14 protein-coding genes are annotated in these 15,644 nt (G+C 71.6%); 7 read left to right on the forward strand and 7 right to left on the reverse strand.

Annotated features, from left to right (window positions below; translation table 11 throughout):
• Positions 1-123: 123 nt before the first annotated feature.
• Entirely contained in the window at positions 124-1,233 is a 1,110-nt protein-coding gene (gene corA / locus ACBJ32_RS36580) for a magnesium/cobalt transporter CorA (RefSeq protein WP_375130641.1), read from the reverse strand.
• 359 nt (positions 1,234-1,592) lie between these two features.
• Between corA and purD the strand changes: the two genes are divergently transcribed.
• The 4 genes from purD (at position 1,593) to ACBJ32_RS36600 (ending at position 6,475) form a co-directional block, all read left to right on the forward strand.
• Positions 1,593-2,807: a phosphoribosylamine--glycine ligase gene (purD, locus tag ACBJ32_RS36585; RefSeq protein ID WP_375130642.1), complete on the forward strand. Its 1,215-nt coding sequence runs from the start codon at positions 1,593-1,595 to the stop codon at positions 2,805-2,807.
• Positions 2,804-3,640 carry a phosphoribosylaminoimidazolesuccinocarboxamide synthase gene (locus tag ACBJ32_RS36590; protein ID WP_375130643.1) on the forward strand — a complete coding sequence of 279 codons (837 nt, stop codon included), beginning with the start codon at positions 2,804-2,806 and terminating at the stop codon, positions 3,638-3,640. The genes purD and ACBJ32_RS36590 overlap by 4 nt, the downstream gene beginning before the upstream one ends.
• 78 nt (positions 3,641-3,718) lie before the next feature.
• The gene (gene murA, locus ACBJ32_RS36595) at positions 3,719-4,984 is read left to right on the forward strand and encodes a UDP-N-acetylglucosamine 1-carboxyvinyltransferase (RefSeq protein WP_375130644.1); all 1,266 of its coding nucleotides are present in this window, start codon (positions 3,719-3,721) and stop codon (positions 4,982-4,984) included.
• A gap of 201 nt (positions 4,985-5,185) precedes the next feature.
• Complete coding sequence (locus ACBJ32_RS36600) at positions 5,186-6,475, forward strand: GTP cyclohydrolase IIa (RefSeq protein WP_148438240.1); 1,290 nt, start codon at positions 5,186-5,188, stop codon at positions 6,473-6,475.
• A gap of 379 nt (positions 6,476-6,854) precedes the next feature.
• On the opposite strand, the gene ACBJ32_RS36605 is transcribed toward ACBJ32_RS36600, so the two are convergent.
• A complete protein-coding gene (locus tag ACBJ32_RS36605) occupies positions 6,855-7,286 on the reverse strand; it encodes a rhodanese-like domain-containing protein (RefSeq protein ID WP_375130645.1) in 432 nt (143 codons plus the stop codon).
• 132 nt (positions 7,287-7,418) lie between these two features.
• Here ACBJ32_RS36605 and ACBJ32_RS36610 point away from each other — a divergent pair, with 132 nt between their 5' ends.
• Together ACBJ32_RS36610 and ACBJ32_RS36615 are read left to right on the forward strand one after the other, a co-directional pair.
• On the forward strand, positions 7,419-8,366 hold the full coding sequence (locus ACBJ32_RS36610) for an EamA family transporter (protein ID WP_375130646.1): 948 nt from the start codon (positions 7,419-7,421) through the stop codon (positions 8,364-8,366).
• Positions 8,367-8,423: 57 nt separating this feature from the next.
• Positions 8,424-9,230, forward strand: coding sequence for a lytic polysaccharide monooxygenase (locus ACBJ32_RS36615; protein WP_375130647.1), 807 nt, complete (start codon positions 8,424-8,426; stop codon positions 9,228-9,230).
• Between the two features lie 52 nt (positions 9,231-9,282).
• On the opposite strand, the gene ACBJ32_RS36620 is transcribed toward ACBJ32_RS36615, so the two are convergent.
• Positions 9,283-9,855 (reverse strand): TetR/AcrR family transcriptional regulator, encoded by a 573-nt coding sequence (locus ACBJ32_RS36620; RefSeq protein WP_375130648.1) that lies wholly within the window; start codon positions 9,853-9,855, stop codon positions 9,283-9,285.
• A gap of 90 nt (positions 9,856-9,945) precedes the next feature.
• On the opposite strand from ACBJ32_RS36620, the gene ACBJ32_RS36625 reads away from it, so the two are divergent.
• Positions 9,946-10,857 (forward strand): SDR family oxidoreductase, encoded by a 912-nt coding sequence (locus ACBJ32_RS36625; RefSeq protein WP_375130649.1) that lies wholly within the window; start codon positions 9,946-9,948, stop codon positions 10,855-10,857.
• 6 nt (positions 10,858-10,863) lie between these two features.
• Here the strand turns inward: ACBJ32_RS36625 and hisC are convergent, their stop codons facing one another.
• The 4 genes from hisC to ACBJ32_RS36645 all read right to left on the reverse strand — a co-directional run bounded on the left by hisC (position 10,864) and on the right by ACBJ32_RS36645 (position 15,631).
• On the reverse strand, positions 10,864-11,922 hold the full coding sequence (gene hisC, locus ACBJ32_RS36630) for a histidinol-phosphate transaminase (RefSeq protein ID WP_375130650.1): 1,059 nt from the start codon (positions 11,920-11,922) through the stop codon (positions 10,864-10,866).
• 21 nt (positions 11,923-11,943) lie between these two features.
• Positions 11,944-13,683 carry a serine/threonine-protein kinase gene (locus ACBJ32_RS36635; protein WP_375130651.1) on the reverse strand — a complete coding sequence of 580 codons (1,740 nt, stop codon included), beginning with the start codon at positions 13,681-13,683 and terminating at the stop codon, positions 11,944-11,946.
• A gap of 130 nt (positions 13,684-13,813) precedes the next feature.
• The gene (locus ACBJ32_RS36640) at positions 13,814-14,785 is read right to left on the reverse strand and encodes a DUF418 domain-containing protein (protein WP_375130652.1); all 972 of its coding nucleotides are present in this window, start codon (positions 14,783-14,785) and stop codon (positions 13,814-13,816) included.
• A 180-nt stretch (positions 14,786-14,965) separates the two neighbouring features.
• Positions 14,966-15,631 carry an NUDIX domain-containing protein gene (locus ACBJ32_RS36645; RefSeq protein ID WP_357874833.1) on the reverse strand — a complete coding sequence of 222 codons (666 nt, stop codon included), beginning with the start codon at positions 15,629-15,631 and terminating at the stop codon, positions 14,966-14,968.
• Between the last annotated feature and the right edge of the window lie 13 nt (positions 15,632-15,644).

Consider the following 15,644-nt stretch of genomic DNA (forward strand, 5'->3'; position numbering starts at 1 on the left):
TACAGCCGGCCACCGGCTGAGGCCATCCAGCGGGCAACAACCCAGGGCCGCTTCACCATCAAACCTCGATCGCCAGACCCTCAGCCCGTGATCCATCACGCCAGCAACATCTTCAGAGGGGTCCTAGAGCCAGCCGTTGCGGCGGAAGCCGCGGTGCAGCAGCACGCAGACCGTGACCATCACGGCCAGCACCGCCGGGTACCCCCAGACCGCCTTGGTCTCCGGCATGAAGTCGAAGTTCATGCCGTAGATGCCGGCGATCATGGTGGGCACGGCCAGGATGGCCACCCAGGACGAGATCTTCCGCATGTCCTCGTTGGCGAGGGCGTTCGAGCGGGCCAGCGCGGCCTGCAGGATCGAGCTGCACAGCTCGTTGGAGGACTCGACCTGCTCGCACACGCGTGACAGGTGGTCCCCGACGTCGCGGAAGTAGTCGCGTATCTCCGAGGGGATGACGCGGCGCTGGGGCAGCGCGGCCATGGGCGCCTGCAGCGGCGTTATGGCCCGCTTCATCTCCAGCATCTCGCGCTTGAGCTGGTAGATCCGGTTGATGTCGCGGGAGCTGACGTCCGCGAACACGGTCGCCTCCACCTCTTCCAGCTCCAACTGCATGAGGTCGGCCACCTGCAGGTACTGGTCGACGACATGGTCGGAGATGGCGTGCAGGACACCCGCCGGGCCGCGGTTCATCAGCTTCGGCTTGTCCTCCAGGCGCTCGCGGACCCCGGCGAGCGAGCAGTGCGCGCCGTGGCGCACCGTCACCACGAAGTCCGGGCCGAGGAACACCATGATCTCGCCGGTGGCGATGATCTCGCTGGTGGCGGTCAGCTCGTCGTGGTCGAGGTAGGCGATGGTCTTGAGCACCATGAACAGCGACTCGCCGTACCGCTCGACCTTGGGCCGCTGGTGGGCCTTGACGGCGTCCTCGACGGCCAGCGGGTGCAGGCCGAAGACCTCGGAGAGCCACTCCACCTCGGGCGCGGCCGGCTCGTGCAGGCCCACCCAGACGAACGCGCGGGCGCCGTCGTTGCTCTCGTTGTGCGCGCGTACGAGGCCGAGCGCCTCGACGATGCCAGGAGACGTGACCTTCTTGCCCTGGATGTAGGCGCCGAACTCGACTAGCGAATCGACCGGCGGCACGCAGACCTCGCGCACAGGCTTCGTGAGCGCGTGCGGGGCGCGCGACGGCACCGGGTGACGGTTGATGCGACGGAGAAGGGTGGACGAGCGCATGGCAGTCCCTTTCCGCCCGACCAGGGACGCTCCACGCGCGATGAAGTCACCTCAATCAACACAGATATGGCGTGGAGGCACGATCAGGCTGCCGAATTGGAGTGGTCGGGGGTACGCGAGCCGTACGTGCGGAAGCACGTACTGCTGGGATCACCAGGATTCATCCCGGACCACCTCCAATCGCACGAGACGCCACAAAGCCGCCCTAAGTTACCACAGGCGGGTGAACCAAACCGACGATACTCGGCTGGAGGGCCTTGGCTCAGGTAGAACTCCACAAAGTTCCTTGCCCATTCCGGCATTTGGTGTCCTGGCGACCTGAGCGTGCGCCAGGCGGCGGGCCTGCGACAATGGAGCGCGTGCGCGTTCTAGTCATTGGTTCCGGAGGGCGTGAGCACGCCCTGTGCCGTTCACTCAGCCTCGATCCCCAGGTCAGCGAGCTCCACTGCGCGCCAGGCAACCCTGGCATCGCGCAGGTCGCGACCGTACACGCCGTCGATCCGCTCGACCCTGGGGAGGTCGCCGCGCTGGCCGGGCGGCTGCGGGTCGACCTCGTGGTGGTCGGGCCGGAGGCGCCGCTCGTGGCGGGGGTGAGCGACGCGGTGCGCGAGGCGGGCTTCGCCTGCTTCGGGCCGTCCAGGGACGCGGCCATGATCGAGGGCTCCAAGGCGTTCGCCAAGGAGATCATGCAGGCGGCCGACGTGCCCACCGCGCGGTCCAGGACGTGCACCACCGAGGCGGAGGCCGCGGCGGCGCTCGACGAGTTCGGGGCCCCGTACGTGGTCAAGGACGACGGGCTGGCCGCGGGCAAGGGCGTGGTCGTCACCGGCGACAGGGCCAAGGCGCTCGCGCACGCGGTGGCGTGCGAGCGGGTGGTGATCGAGGAGTACCTCGACGGGCCCGAGGTGTCGCTGTTCGCGCTGTGCGACGGGAGCACGGCCGTGCCGCTGCAGCTCGCCCAGGACTTCAAGCGGGCCTACGACGGCGACGAGGGGCCCAACACCGGCGGCATGGGCGCCTACACGCCGCTGCCGTGGGCGCCCGACGGGCTGACCGAGCAGGTCATGCGGGAGGTCGTGCACCCGACGATCGGCGAGCTGTCGCGGCGCGGGCTGCCGTACCAGGGAGTGCTCTACGTCGGGCTGGCGCTGACCGCCAAGGGGCCGAAGGTCGTCGAGTTCAACGCGCGGTTCGGCGACCCGGAGACGCAGGTGATCCTCGACCGGCTGGAGACGCCGCTGGGCGGGCTGCTGATGGCGTCCGCGACCGGCGAGCTGGGGCTGGACCCGGTGTTCAGGGGCGGCTCGGCGGTGACCGTGGTGATCGCGGCGGAGAACTATCCGGAGTCGCCGGTCAAGGGCGACGTGATCACGGGGCTGGAGCCGGCGGAGAACGCGTACGTGCTGCACGCCGGCACGAAGCAGGACGGCGACGCCGTCGTCTCCAACGGCGGGCGGGTGCTCAGCGTCGTCGGCCACGGCCCCGATCAGGAGAGCGCGCGGCAGGCGGCCTACGACCTCGTCGGCCGGATCACGATGCGCGGCTCCTTCCACAGGACGGACATCGCCCGATGAAGCACCTGCACTCCGGCAAGGTACGCGACCTCTACGAGACCGACGAGGGCCTGCTGCTGATGGTCGCCTCCGACCGCATGTCGGCCTTCGACTTCATTCTGGAGCCCGCGATCCCCGACAAGGGGGCCATTCTCACGCAGATGTCGCTGTGGTGGTTCGACCAGCTCAAGGACGTCGTGCCCAACCATGTCGTGGCGCCCGGCGACGACTCGCGCAGCGTGCTGTGCAGGCCGCTGAGGATGGTCCAGGTCGAGTGCGTGGCCAGGGGTTACCTGGCCGGGGGCGGGCTGAACGAGTACCGCGCCGACGGCACGGTGTCCGGCGTGCGGCTGCCCGATGGGCTGGAGGACGGGTCGCGGCTGCCCGAGCCGATCTTCACCCCGTCCACCAAGGCGCCCATGGGGCAGCACGACGAGCCGATCCCGTACGAGCGGGTCGAGGCCGAGGTCGGCGCCGAGGTGGCGGCGGAGCTGCGGCGGATCACGCTGGCCGTCTACACGCGCGGGGCGGAGATCGCCCGCGAGCGGGGCATCATCTTGGCCGACACCAAGATCGAGCTGGGCTGGGACACCGACGGCGTGCTGACCCTGGGCGACGAGGTGCTGACCCCCGACTCCTCGCGCTTCTGGCCGGCCGACGAATGGCAGCCGGGAAGGTCGCAACCTTCTTTTGACAAGCAATTTGTACGCGATTGGCTACTATCGCCCGAATCAGGATGGGACAAAGCCTCAGGAAACCCACCACCTCGGCTCCCCGACCACGTGGTCGAGCGCACCAGGCAGCGATACCTAGAAGCGTATGAGCGCGTCACGGGGTCTTCCTTTAGCGGATGATTCGGCTGGGTCATGTGGTGTTAGCGACTACTGTTGGCCCGATCGAGCCCTCACCGCTGATTTCAAGGAGCCGCACGAATGGTCCGTTACCGCGTGCGCGGTGGCAACGCACTGCGTGGAACCGCGTTCATTCAGGGCGCGAAGAACGCCGTGCTTCCCATGATCGGTGCGGCCCTGCTCGCCCCGAAAGGCCGCACCGTCCTGCGCAACGTGCCGATCATCGAGGACGTCCGCCGCGCGGTCGAGCTGGCCGAGGCGGTCGGGGCGTACGTCGAGCTGCACGAGTCCGAGCGCACGCTGGTCATCGACGCCTCCCGGGTGAACAGCCCCGTCCTGCCCGCCGAGATCGCCAGGCGGTTCCGCGGGTCGGTGCTGTTCACCCCCGCGCTGCTGCACCGCCTCGGCGAGGCGATCGTCGAAGGGGTCGGCGGCTGCAACCTCGGCAGCCGCAACCTCGACTTCCACTATCTCGGCTACAAGCGGCTGGGCGCGATCGTGGACGAGGGCGAGACCGTCATCCACGTCAAGGCGTCCGGCCTGACCGGGGCCACGCTCTACCTCGACACCCCCTCGCACACCGGCACGGAGAACCTCATCATGGCCGCCGCCCTGGCCAGGGGCACCACCGTGATCGAGAACGCGGCGCTGGAGCCCGAGGTGCTCGACGTCATCGACATGCTCACCAAGATGGGCGCGCGCATCAGCGGCGGCGGTACCGGGTTCATCACCGTCGAGGGCGTCGAGGAGCTGCACGCGGTCGAGCACACCGTGATGCCCGACCGCCTCGACGCCGGCGTCTTCGCGATGGCGGCGGCGCTCACCGGCGGCGAGGTCAGCCTCGTGGGCACCGGCCTCGACCTCGGGGTCGTCCGCTACAAGCTGGAGCAGATGGGCGTCGAGTTCCACCGGCAGGGTGCCGTCCTGCACGTCCGTTGCGACGGCCCGCTGCGCCCGATCAACATCATCACCGACACCTACCCCGGCTTCGCCACCGACCTGCAGTCGCCGATGATGACCGTCGCGGCGCTGGCCGAGGGCACCAGCTACATCCACGAGCGCATCTTCGACGGCCGCTTCGCGCTGGCCGGCGAGCTGAACAAGATGGGCGCCAGCGTCGAGGTCGACGGCAGCCGGGCGATCGTGCGCGGCCGCACGCCGCTCAAGGGCACCGAGGTGACGGCGCACGATCTGCGCTCCGGGATCGCGCTCGTGCTCGCGGGTCTGGCGGCCGAAGGCGAGACCCTGATCGACTCGGGATACCTGATCGACCGCGGTCACGCGCATCTCGCCGCGCGAATGCGCGCTCTCGGGGCGGACATTACACGAGAGATTTCCGAGCGCTAAAAAACGCAAGAAATACCTCGTTGAGCTGCTAAAACATGATGTCGGGCGGTCAAGCAGAACGGCTTTCCGGAAAAGTCGGGCGTGACATTACGGCCCCCGCGAGCGATCGTTCCAAAAGAGAGCACTGCAACGGACGGCAGGATGGGACGAACATTGGTCGAGAGGGCCGAAGAAACTCCCCGAGTGTCACGCCCGGGCGCTATGACACCGGACCTCACCATCGGCGTGGTCGGACCCCACGACCTGGTCGAGCGAGTCATGCTGATGGGTCACGCCGCGGCACCGCTGCCGTGTCGCCTGGTCGCGGCCGCTTACCGCGACGAACAGGAGGCGCCCGACAAGGTGACGCGGCTCGGTCCCGGTGTCGACGCATGTCTGTTCGCCAGCCCGGTCCCCTATGACCTGGCCAGGCGATCCGGCGTGCTGACGATGCCCGCGACGTACGTGCAACTCGGCGGAGCAGCATTGGTGGCGGCGCTGGCCAAGGCCGCGCTGGACACCCGCATGGACCCGCAACGGGTCAGCATCGACGTGGTCAGCAGGGCCGATGTCGAGGAGGCCTACACCGACCTCGGCATCCCCGCGGCGGACGTGCACAGCCGCGACGAGCCGGGCGCCACCGGCACGATCGCGGCCTACCACGAACGCCTGGCCCGGCAGGGCGCCACCACGGGAGCCCTGACGTGCCTGCCCGCGGTGGCCGAACGTCTGCACACCGCGGGCGTGCCGGTCATCCGGATCAGGCCGACCTCCGCGGCGGTACGCACGGCGCTGCACACGGCCGCGCTGCTCGGCGCGCATCACCGGCTGGAGGAGTCACAGCTCACCGTGGTGCTGGTGGAGGTGCCGACGCTGCGCGAGCCCGTACGCCGCGCCGCGCCGCGCTACTGGCGCGACGAGCTGCGGCTGTCGCTGCACCGGCTCCTGGTCCAGGAGGCGAACCGGATCAACGCCACCGTCTGGCCGATCGACGATCACAGCTACCTGGTGACCGCCACCAGGGGCTCGATCGCGGCGGCGACCGACGGGTTCAGGGTGTTGCCGTTCGCCGCCAGGATCAGGGACGAGCTGGGGCTGGCGGTCGAGGTCGGCGTGGGCATGGGACGCACGACGCACGACGCCGAGTCGCACGCCAGAGCCGCGCTGGCCCGCACGCAGGCGGGCAAGCAGGCACAGGGCTTCGCGGTCGACCGCGAGGGGCGGGCGCTCATCCCGGCCCCGCGGATGCCGCCGACCGGGGCCACCGCACTGAAGCCGAAGGGGGTGGAGGTGCTGGCCAGGCTGGCGGCCAAGCTCGAAGGCGGTGACACCGTGGTCGACGCCGAGGGCGCCGGAAAGATGCTCGGGGTCACGCCTCGCACGGCCCGGCGATTGCTGCGCACGTTGGTTGACGAGGGACTCGCGTGGCCGCTACCGCCGAACCGTACGCCGCAGCCCGGCAGGCCGCGCCAGCTCTACCGGCTGATCGTGGAGAAGCTCGGTCCGCGCTGAGCCGGCCGCCATGGAGCGGGTCCGCCAGCCGCGGGCCCGCTCCTGCGCATGCCCAGGACATTGACGGAAGGTGTCAGCTTCGCGAACTTGCCATTTGACTCTGGTGAACTCATTGGTTGGCCCGTGTAGATGGGGGTATGTTCTCCGACGCCCCCGATCGACGGGATTCGGACGGGGGCACCAAATCCTTCCCCCGCCGGCCTCCGCCGAGAGGTGTCGTTCTTGATGAACGATTCCGATGGCTTACAGGCGGTTTCGCGCAGCCGGCCTGTCCGGTGGTACCGATCTGGCGGGTTTCGGGCGGAGTTGCGGCATAACGGGGCCGGAAAGGCGGCTGTACGGCGCTGTGGGGGGCGCTGGAGCGCCGTTCACGCTCCGGTCAACACGCACAGACGGCGCCGGAGATCGGCGCCGTCAGCGCGTCCACCGGGCGGCGGGCGAGGCCCGAGGCGGTCTCCACCGCGAAGCCCTCCCGCGCCCAGTACTCGAAGCCGCCGATCATCTCCTTGACGCGGTAACCCAGCTTGGCGAACTCCAGGGCGGCGCGGGTGGCGCCGTTGCAGCCGGGGCCCCAGCAGTACGTGACGACGGTCGCGTCCTTCGGGATCATCGCCTCCGCCCTGGTGGCGATCTCGCGGTGCGGCAGGTGCACGGCGCCCTCGATGTGGCCCTGGTCCCAGCTCTCCCGGTTGCGCGAGTCGACCACGACCAGGCCGGGGGCCGAGGCGGCCAGGTCGGCGGCCACGTCGGAGACGTCGGTCTCGAAGGACAGGCGGGCGGTGAAGTGCGCGATGGCGGCGGTGTTCGACATGGCTCGATCCTGCCCGGCGGGCCGGTGCGGCCACCAGCGGCGTGAAAGCCGCCTATCGCTAATATCCCGCCACAGTCCGAAGTCTGATACTCGCGGGCATTTTGTCGGGATCTCCCTGTAGGTTCATGAGCCATGAGTTCGAACACTGCTGACGGCCGCCGGACGCTCATGGTCTGGGGCGCGCTCGGGATCGTCTACGTGGTGTGGGGCTCGACGTACCTCGGCATCAGGATCGCCATCGAGACCATGCCGCCGCTGTTCCACGGCTCGCTCCGGTTCGTCTCGGCCGCCCTGCTGCTCGCCGGCTTCCTGCTGGTCACCAAGGGGCTGGCGCCCTTCAGGATGACGCTCAAGCAGGCCGGCGGCGCGGCGGTGGTCGGGCTGCTGCTGCTGACCGGCGGGAACGGCATGGTGGCCGTGGCCGAGCAGCACATCTCCAGCGGCCTGGCCGCGCTGCTCGTGGCGTCGGTGCCGCTCTGGCTGGTGCTGCTCAGGCTCGCGGTCAGGGACCGGCCCGCGGTGCTGACGCTGGTCGGGGTGCTGGTCGGGTTCGGCGGCGTGGCCGCCCTGTCGCTGAACGGCGGCGGCGAGAGCGCCGGCACGACCGGCATCGTGGTGATCCTGCTGGGGTCGGTGTCGTGGTCGATCGGCTCGTTCCTGTCGTCGCGCATCCCGATGCCGCCCAACGTGTGGACGGCCAGCGCCGTCGAGATGCTGGCAGGCGGCGTGGGGCTGGCCCTGGTCGGCGCCTCCGTCGGGGAACGGTTCGACGTGTCGGCCGTGTCGGGGCGCTCGTGGGCGGCGCTGGCGTACCTGGTGCTGGTGGGGTCGCTGGTCGGGTTCACCGCGTACACGTGGCTGCTCGGCAACGCGCCGATCTCGCTGGTCTCGACGTACGCCTACGTCAACCCGATCGTCGCCGTCATCCTGGGCGTGCTGGTCGTGAACGAGCACGTGACCGTGCAGATCGTGCTCGGCGGCCTGGTGATCCTGGTCGGTGTCGCCCTGGTCGTCTCCACCGAGCGGCGCGCGCGGGCCAGATCCGCCCCCGCTCCCGAGAAGGTCCCCGCCTCGAACTGAACCCGGGCCGCCGCAAGTCCGTACCTCCTCGTGGGACGAGGGCGGGAGGGCTGCCGGATGTGGTCGTACCGGATGTTGTTCGTGATCGTCGCGTCGATGCCGTGGGCCGTCGGGTCCGCCGGACCGGCGGGCGCGCACGGCGCGCTGGAGGATCCGCTCAGCCGGGCCGCCGCGTGCGGCGCGGAGGGCCCCAGGCAGGCGGCCCGCTCCGCGGCCTGCCGGGCGGCGGTACGGGCGAGCGGCGGCGTCCTGCCCCGGGCCTGGGACGATCTCCGGGTCGCGAACGTGGCGGGGCGCGACCGCCAGGTGATCCCCGACGGCAAGCTGTGCAGCGGGGGCCTGCCCGCGTACCAGGGCCTCGACCTGGCGCGCGCCGACTGGCCCGCCACGACGGTGCGGCCCGGCGCCCGCTTCGCCTTCAAGTACCGCGGCACCATCCCGCACCGGGGCACCTTCCGGATGTACGTCACGAAGAAGGGCTACGACCCCGGCGAGCCCTTGAAGTGGTCCGACCTCGAACGTAAGCCGTTCCTCACGGCCACCGACCCCCAGCTGAAGGACGGGTCGTACACGATCTCGGGCCGGCTCCCCGCCAGGACCGGCCGGCACCTCATTTACACGATCTGGCAGAACTCCGACACTCCGGACACCTACTACTCCTGCTCGGACGTGGTCTTCCGACGCTCACCCAACGCCGCTGCCGCCGCTGCCGCGCCCCCGGCCAGGCCCGTGGCGGCGAACCGGGCGGACGCTGCCGGGCGCGAGGACGCGAGCTGGCTGGTCGGCGGGTCGGTCGTGCTGGCCGGCTGCGCCGGGGCCACGGGCCTGCTCGTCAAGCGCCGGCGCCACCGCTGGCAGGGGTGATCGGTGAGGCGCATGGGCCGGCTCAGGTGATCGGCGAGGCGCGCGGGCCGGCTCAGGTGAGGGTCGCGGTGGCCGCTCTCAGGTCGTCCAGTTCCCGGCGTGCGAGGTCGGCGAAGCCCTGCTCGTTGGCCGGGTCGGCCCACCGCGCGTAGGCGTTGCGGAAGGCGAGGCAGCCGAGCTCGGCGGCCAGGCTCGCGGCGGGATCCGGCACTCCGCGCTCGCGCAGCGCGTCCGCCATCCGCCCGCTGAGCGCGGCGAGCTTGAGCAGCTCGCGTTCGCGCAGGTCGTCGTGGCTCGTGACGATCGCCTGTCGCTGGTGTGCCCACGCGTGCCGGTCGGCGGTGAAGACGTCCGCCATGGCCTCCAGCGCCGCGCCGAGCGCCTGGATCGGCGTCGCCCCGTCGGGCGCGCCCGCGATCGCGTCGGCGAACAGGCGGTTGAGCACGTCCTGGCCGCCGAACAGCACCTCCCGCTTGTCGGTGAAGTGCCGGAAGAAGCTGCTCTTCGCCAGCCCGGCACGCTCGGCGATCTCCGCCGCGGTGGTGCTGTCGTAACCCCGCTCGACGAACAGCTCCAGCGCCGCACGTTCCAGGCGCTCGCGCGCGTTCGGCTCCCATCGCCCCATGCGTCGCAGTCTACGTGATGAGACTTGGTCCTATCGCATGCTACGTTGACAAGACCAAGTCCTATCACTCAGGGCCCAGGAGGCTTCCCCATGCGTGTATTCGTCACCGGAGCGACCGGGCACATCGGCTCGGCCGTCGTCCCCGAGCTGCTCTCCGCCGGGCACGAGGTCGTCGGCCTCGCCCGTTCCGAGACCTCGGCCGCCGCGCTGAAGGCACTCGGCGCCGAGGCCAGGTTCGGCGATCTCGACGACCTGGACGGCCTGCGCGAGGCCGCCACGTCCGCCGACGGCGTCATCCATCTCGCGTTCAAGCACGACGCCATGGTCGCCGGAGACTACGCGAGCGCCGTCGAGGCCGATCTGGCGGCGCTGCGGGCGTTCCACGAGGCGCTCGCCGGCACCGGCAAGCCCTTCGTCGGCACCTCGGGGACGGGGGTGTTGTCGCACGCGTCGGGACGCACCGCCACGGAGGACGTCGTGCTGGCCCCCGGCCCCGGGCTGCTGGCCAGGGCCGCGGCCGAGAACCTGGCGATCGACTTCGCCGAGAGTGCCATCAGGTCGTCGGTGGTCCGGCTTCCCCCGACCGTGCACAGCGCGCTCGACCGGCACGGCTTCGTCCCGATGCTCATCGCCACCGCCCGCGCCACGGGCGTGTCCGGCCATCTGGGAGACGGCGCCAACCGCTGGCCCGCCGTGCACACGCTCGACGCCGCCCGCGTGTACCGCCTGGCCCTGGAGCAGGCTCCGGCCGGATCACGCCTGCACGCCGTGGGCGACGAGGGCGTGCCGTTCCGTCAGATCGCCGAAGCCATCGGCCGTCAGCTGGACGTGCCCGTCGCCGCCATCCCGTCCGACCAGGCGGAGGCGCACTTCGGGTTCCTCGCGGCCGTCGTCCCGCTCGACAACCCGACGTCCGGCGAGCGCACGCGGCGCCTGCTGGGCTGGCAGCCGGCCCACCCCGGCCTCCTCGCCGACCTCGACCTCGGCCACTACTTCGGCTGAGGCGCCCTACCGGCGGAACTCCTGCGCCGCGGCCAGGAACGCGTCATTGGCCTCGGGCGAGCCGATCGACACGCGTACGCCCTCCTCGCCGAACGGCCGCACCGCCACGCCCTGCGCGGCGCACGCCGCGGCGAAGGCGGGGGTGCGCTCGCCGAGGCGGAGCCAGACGAAGTTCGCCTCGGTGGGCGGCACCGTCCAGCCCTGCGCGATGAGCGCCTCGCGCACGCGGGTGCGCTCCTTGACCACCGCCTCCACCCGCTCCAGCAGCTCGTCCTCGGCCTGCAACGAGGCGATGGCGGCGATCTGGGCGAGATGGTTCACCGCGAACGGGATGATCGTCTTGCGCACGGCCGTCGCCACCGGCTCCGGCGCGATCAGGTAGCCGACGCGCAGGCCCGCCAGCCCGTACGCCTTGGAGAAGGTCCGCAGGACGGCGACGTTCGGCCGGTCGCGGTAGAGCGTGATGCCGTCGGGCACGTCCTCGTCACGCACGTACTCGCGGTAGGCCTCGTCCAGCACCACCAGCACGTCCTCGGGCACCCGGTCGAGGAACGACTCCAGCGCGGCCCGGCGGATGGCGGTGCTCGTCGGGTTGTTCGGGTTGCACACGAACACCATGCGGGTCCTGTCGGTGATCGCCTCCGCCATGGCGTCCAGGTCGTGGTCCTCGCCCGCCAGCGGCACCATGACGGACCGCACCCCGGCCAGGTCCGCGAGCAGCGGGTACGCCTCGAACGACCGCCACGCGTATACGACCTCGACGCCGGGCTCCCCCACCGACTCGAAGAGCTGCTGCGCCACCGTCACGGAGCCCGGGCCGAGCGCGACGTGCTCGGCCGGCACGCCGAAGCGCTCCGCGATGGCCTCGGTCAGCCGGACGGCGCCGGGGTCGGGGTAGCGGTTGACCTGCCGCGCGCCCTCGGCGATGGCCTCGACCACGGAGGGCAGCGGGTCGTACGGGGATTCGTTGGAGGACAGCTTGTACGACCGCCCATCGGGGGCGGCGACCGCCTTGCCCGGCTTGTAGGCGGCCATGGTGTCCAGGATGTGGCGGAAACGAGGCATGGCATCACTCTAGATGAGGCCTCAACCCGTGCCCGCGGCCCGCTTGCGCTTGCCGAGCGCCCTCTCGACCAGCTCGGCGGCCTTGTCGGCGGCGCCGAAGCCCCGGCCCCCGCCCTGGACGGTGATGTTCACCGAGACGTTCGCCAGCGTGAACGCGACCTTGGTCGTGTGGATCGGGGTGCCCTGCCAGACGAGGCCGCCCATCGGGCCCGTGTGGCTGTACGCGTCGTAGCCGACGGCCGGGCCCTGGCGGACCTTGGTGCCCGGGGTGCGCTTCGGCTCGTCCTTCATGTAACTCACGGTCTGCTTGTGCACCAGGGCCGCCATCGACGCGCTCGGCGCCCGGTACGCCGTGAGGGTCAGCACCTGGAAGCTGCCGCCGCGCCACGAGCAGGTCGACTCCACCAGCCACTGGCGCTTCACCGCATGGCCGAACAACGAGCGGACCTGCGCGTTCGTCAGCAGGTCGCAGGCGTCGAACTCGCCGACGAGCTGCGGGGCGGGGGTGGAGCGGGTCGCGCTCGGTTTCGGGGACGGGGTGAAGGTGAAGGTGCTGCGGGGTGCCAGCGCGTAGCCGATGAGCCGGACGGCGTTCGGGAACAGTCGCGGCACGACCACGACGCCGGCGGTCACCGTCAGCACCAGCGCGAGCGCGGCGGCCACGAGGACCTTGGTGCGGCGCCGGCGCGGGCGGCTGCCCTGCGTGGCCGGCTCCGCTCCGAGGAACGGCGGGCCCTGCCGCCCGGGAGCCGTGCCGGCGCCCCGGCCCCCCTGCCCGGCTGTGCCCAGCCCGCCTGTGCCCAGCCCGCCTGTGCCCTGCCCTCCTACGCCATGCCCACCTGCGCCCTGCCCACCTGCGCCCTGCCCACCTACGCCTTGGCCGCTGTGCCCCCTGGTCAACCGGTCGCCGTGCCCGCCGGTCACGTGGGCGCCGTGCCCGCCGGTCGGGTGATCGCCTTGGGCGATGGGCGCCAGCCAGGCGGTCGCCTGTTCCGGGGAGCAGCGGCGGGCCGGGTCCTTCTCCAGGATCGCGGCCAGCACCGGCCCGAGCGGCCCCGCCAGCCGGAAGGGCGCGGGCTCCTGCATCAGCACGGCCGCCAGCACCGCGGCCTCGTTGTGGCGGGCGAACGGCGCGGCGCCCTCCACCGCCGTGAACAGGGTGGCGCCGAGCGACCACAGGTCGGCGGGCGGCCCGTCGGGCTCGCCGCGCAGCCGCTCGGGGGCGATGTAGCCAGGCGAGCCGCTCAGCAGCCCGGTCTGGGTGAGCGCGACGTCGCCGGCGATGGTGGCGATGCCGAAGTCGGTCAGCAGCACCCGCCCGTCGCCGGTGAGCATGACGTTCGCGGGTTTCACGTCGCGGTGCAGGATGCCCGTCGCATGGGCGGCGGACAGCGCCTCGATCATCCGCAGGCCGATCCCGGCGACCCGGGCCGGCGGCAGGGGGCCCTCGTCGCGTACCGCCCGGTCGAGGGAGCGGCCGCGTACGAGCTCCATGACGATCCAGGGCCGCCCGTCGTCGAGCACCACGTCGTGCACGGTCACGATGGACGGGTGGTCGCGCAGCGCCGCGGCGGCGCGCGCCTCGCGCAGCGTGCGGTCGGCCAGCTCCGTCCTGGCCGCCTCGTCGAGGTCCGGCGGGAGCCTGACCTCCTTGATCGCCACCTCCTGCCGGAGCAGCTCGTCCATCGCCCGCCAGACGGTGCCCATGCCGCCTTGCCCGAGCTGCGCCAGCAGCCGGTAACGGCCCGCGAGCAACGTCACCGCGCCGCCGTCGCGATCAACCGTCGTCTCCTTGTCGCCGGGTACGCGTAGATCCTAAGGGGCGCAACTCGACATCGTCACCGGTTCATCACCATTTGTGGCCGCGCTGCGGCGGTCTCGACGCGGCGTCTCAGCTCGTGGGGAGGCGCGGGGCGGGGCGGCGAGCCCAGGTGGCCCACCGCCAGGCCCACTCGACGGGACCCTGGCGGTGGCGGCGCAGCCAGAGGGTGCAGAACAGCCACTGGGCCGCCAGGACGGCTCCCGCGGCGAGGTACGCCACCGTCAGGGACTGGCCGATCGGCAGGCCGAGGAGGCGACCGGCCGCCACGACGAGGAGGGTGGCGGTCAGGTAGCAGGTCAGCGCCATCCGCCCGAGTGGCACGAAGACGAGCTCCAGCACCGCTCGCAGCGGCGTCCTGAGCAGGACCAGCAGGGCGCACACGTACACACCGGCGAGCAGGAGATCGGCCAGGGTGGTGATGAGGGCCGGCGGGTTCGTGCCCGCCCCGGCCCGCGCCCACAGGGCGGCGGCCAGTCCCGCCGCGAAGGCCAGGCCCAGCAGGAGCGGCCCTCGGGTGGACGTCCCGATCTTGTCGGCCACCCCGTACCGGACCAGTGCGGAGCCCAGCAGGAACAGCCCGGCGATCAGCAGGGGACCGCCCCCGCCGATCACCGCCACCGCCAGGAGCGCGGCGGACAGGCCCGCCACGGCCCATCGCGGCAGCCACGTCGAGGGCAGCAGCACCAGCAGGCCGACGGCGGCGTAGGTGTGCAGGATCTCGCCCGGCCACAGCAGCATGTGCGCGAGGCCGATCGCGAGCAGTGCCACCAACCGGCGCAGCAGCACCAGCCATGGACGGGGAGCCCGGCTCGCGGCGGAGTCCAGCAGCAGCGAGAACCCGATGCCGAACAGCAGGGAGAAGATCGGGAGCCCGAGCCAGGGGTCCCAGGCGCCCATGGGCTGCGCCGCGACGGCGCTGCCGCCGTCGGCCATCAGCTGGATGTTGGCGAGCAGGATCTCGCACAGCGTGAACCCGCGCAGGACGTCGAGCGCGGCGATCCGCGGCCGGCCGGAGGAGGGGGCGTGCTTTTCGTACGGCATGGGCCTCATCCTGTGGATGCGGCCGGAGGCGGGCATCGACCGCGAGACGGGGCTCGCGGTCCCCGACGGTACTTTCGGCCGGGACCAACGGGGTCACCGGCTTCCCTGCGCGGTCGAGGCCGGAACCGGGCGTGCTCCGCGCGGGACGGGCGGTGGGCGGGGAGCCGGTGCCGCCCGCGGCTACTCCTTGAGGCTGCGCAGCATCGGGGGGTGGAGGAGCTCGGCGGGGCCGCGGCGGTAGAGCTTGGCCGGGCGGCCGCCGTCGCGGGTCGTCGTGCCGCCCGTCTCCACCAGGAAGCCCTCCGCCTTCGTGACCTTCCTGTGGAAGTTGCGAGGGTCGAGCTGGCGGCCCCAGACGATCTCGTACACCCTGCGCAGATCCGCCACCGTGAACTGCGGCGGGCAGAACGCCGCCCCCAGCGACGTGTACTCCAGCTTCGCCCGCGCCCGCTCGATCCCGTCCACCATGATGCGGCGGTGGTCGAAGGCCATGACGGCGAGCGAGTCGATCGGCTGCCAGCTCATGTGGGCCTTCTCCGAGGCCGGGAGGTCGGGGGCCAGCCCCAGGTAGGCGACGCTGAGGACCCGCTGGCGCGGGTCGCGGTCCGGGTAGCCGTACGTCTGGAGCTGCTCCAGGTGGACCGGGACGCCCGGCAGGCCCGCCCGCTCGGACAGGAGGCGGTGGGCGGCGGCCGGAAGGTCCTCGTCGAGCTGGATGAAGCCGCCGGGCAGCGACCAGCGGCGCAGGAACGGCGGGTTGTCGCGGCGCCACACGAGGGCGCACAACGCCTGGTTGCGTACGGTGAGCACGACCAGGTCGACACTGACCGGGATGCTCGGGACCATGGCAGGCACGTTA

The organism is Nonomuraea sp. GTA35 (genome assembly GCF_041950525.1).
Classification (GTDB): domain Bacteria; phylum Actinomycetota; class Actinomycetes; order Streptosporangiales; family Streptosporangiaceae; genus Nonomuraea.

Coding starts and splice junctions, on each gene's coding strand:
- corA (WP_375130641.1), bottom strand. CDS start 1,233: ATGCGCTCGTCCACCCTTCTCCGTCGCATCAACCGTCACCCGGTGCCG.
- ACBJ32_RS36590 (WP_375130643.1), top strand. CDS start 2,804: ATGAAGCACCTGCACTCCGGCAAGGTACGCGACCTCTACGAGACCGAC.
- murA (WP_375130644.1), top strand. CDS start 3,719: ATGGTCCGTTACCGCGTGCGCGGTGGCAACGCACTGCGTGGAACCGCG.
- ACBJ32_RS36600 (WP_148438240.1), top strand. CDS start 5,186: ATGACACCGGACCTCACCATCGGCGTGGTCGGACCCCACGACCTGGTC.
- ACBJ32_RS36605 (WP_375130645.1), bottom strand. CDS start 7,286: ATGTCGAACACCGCCGCCATCGCGCACTTCACCGCCCGCCTGTCCTTC.
- ACBJ32_RS36610 (WP_375130646.1), top strand. CDS start 7,419: ATGAGTTCGAACACTGCTGACGGCCGCCGGACGCTCATGGTCTGGGGC.
- ACBJ32_RS36615 (WP_375130647.1), top strand. CDS start 8,424: ATGTGGTCGTACCGGATGTTGTTCGTGATCGTCGCGTCGATGCCGTGG.
- ACBJ32_RS36620 (WP_375130648.1), bottom strand. CDS start 9,855: ATGGGGCGATGGGAGCCGAACGCGCGCGAGCGCCTGGAACGTGCGGCG.
- ACBJ32_RS36625 (WP_375130649.1), top strand. CDS start 9,946: ATGCGTGTATTCGTCACCGGAGCGACCGGGCACATCGGCTCGGCCGTC.
- hisC (WP_375130650.1), bottom strand. CDS start 11,922: ATGCCTCGTTTCCGCCACATCCTGGACACCATGGCCGCCTACAAGCCG.
- ACBJ32_RS36640 (WP_375130652.1), bottom strand. CDS start 14,785: ATGCCGTACGAAAAGCACGCCCCCTCCTCCGGCCGGCCGCGGATCGCC.
- ACBJ32_RS36645 (WP_357874833.1), bottom strand. CDS start 15,631: ATGGTCCCGAGCATCCCGGTCAGTGTCGACCTGGTCGTGCTCACCGTA.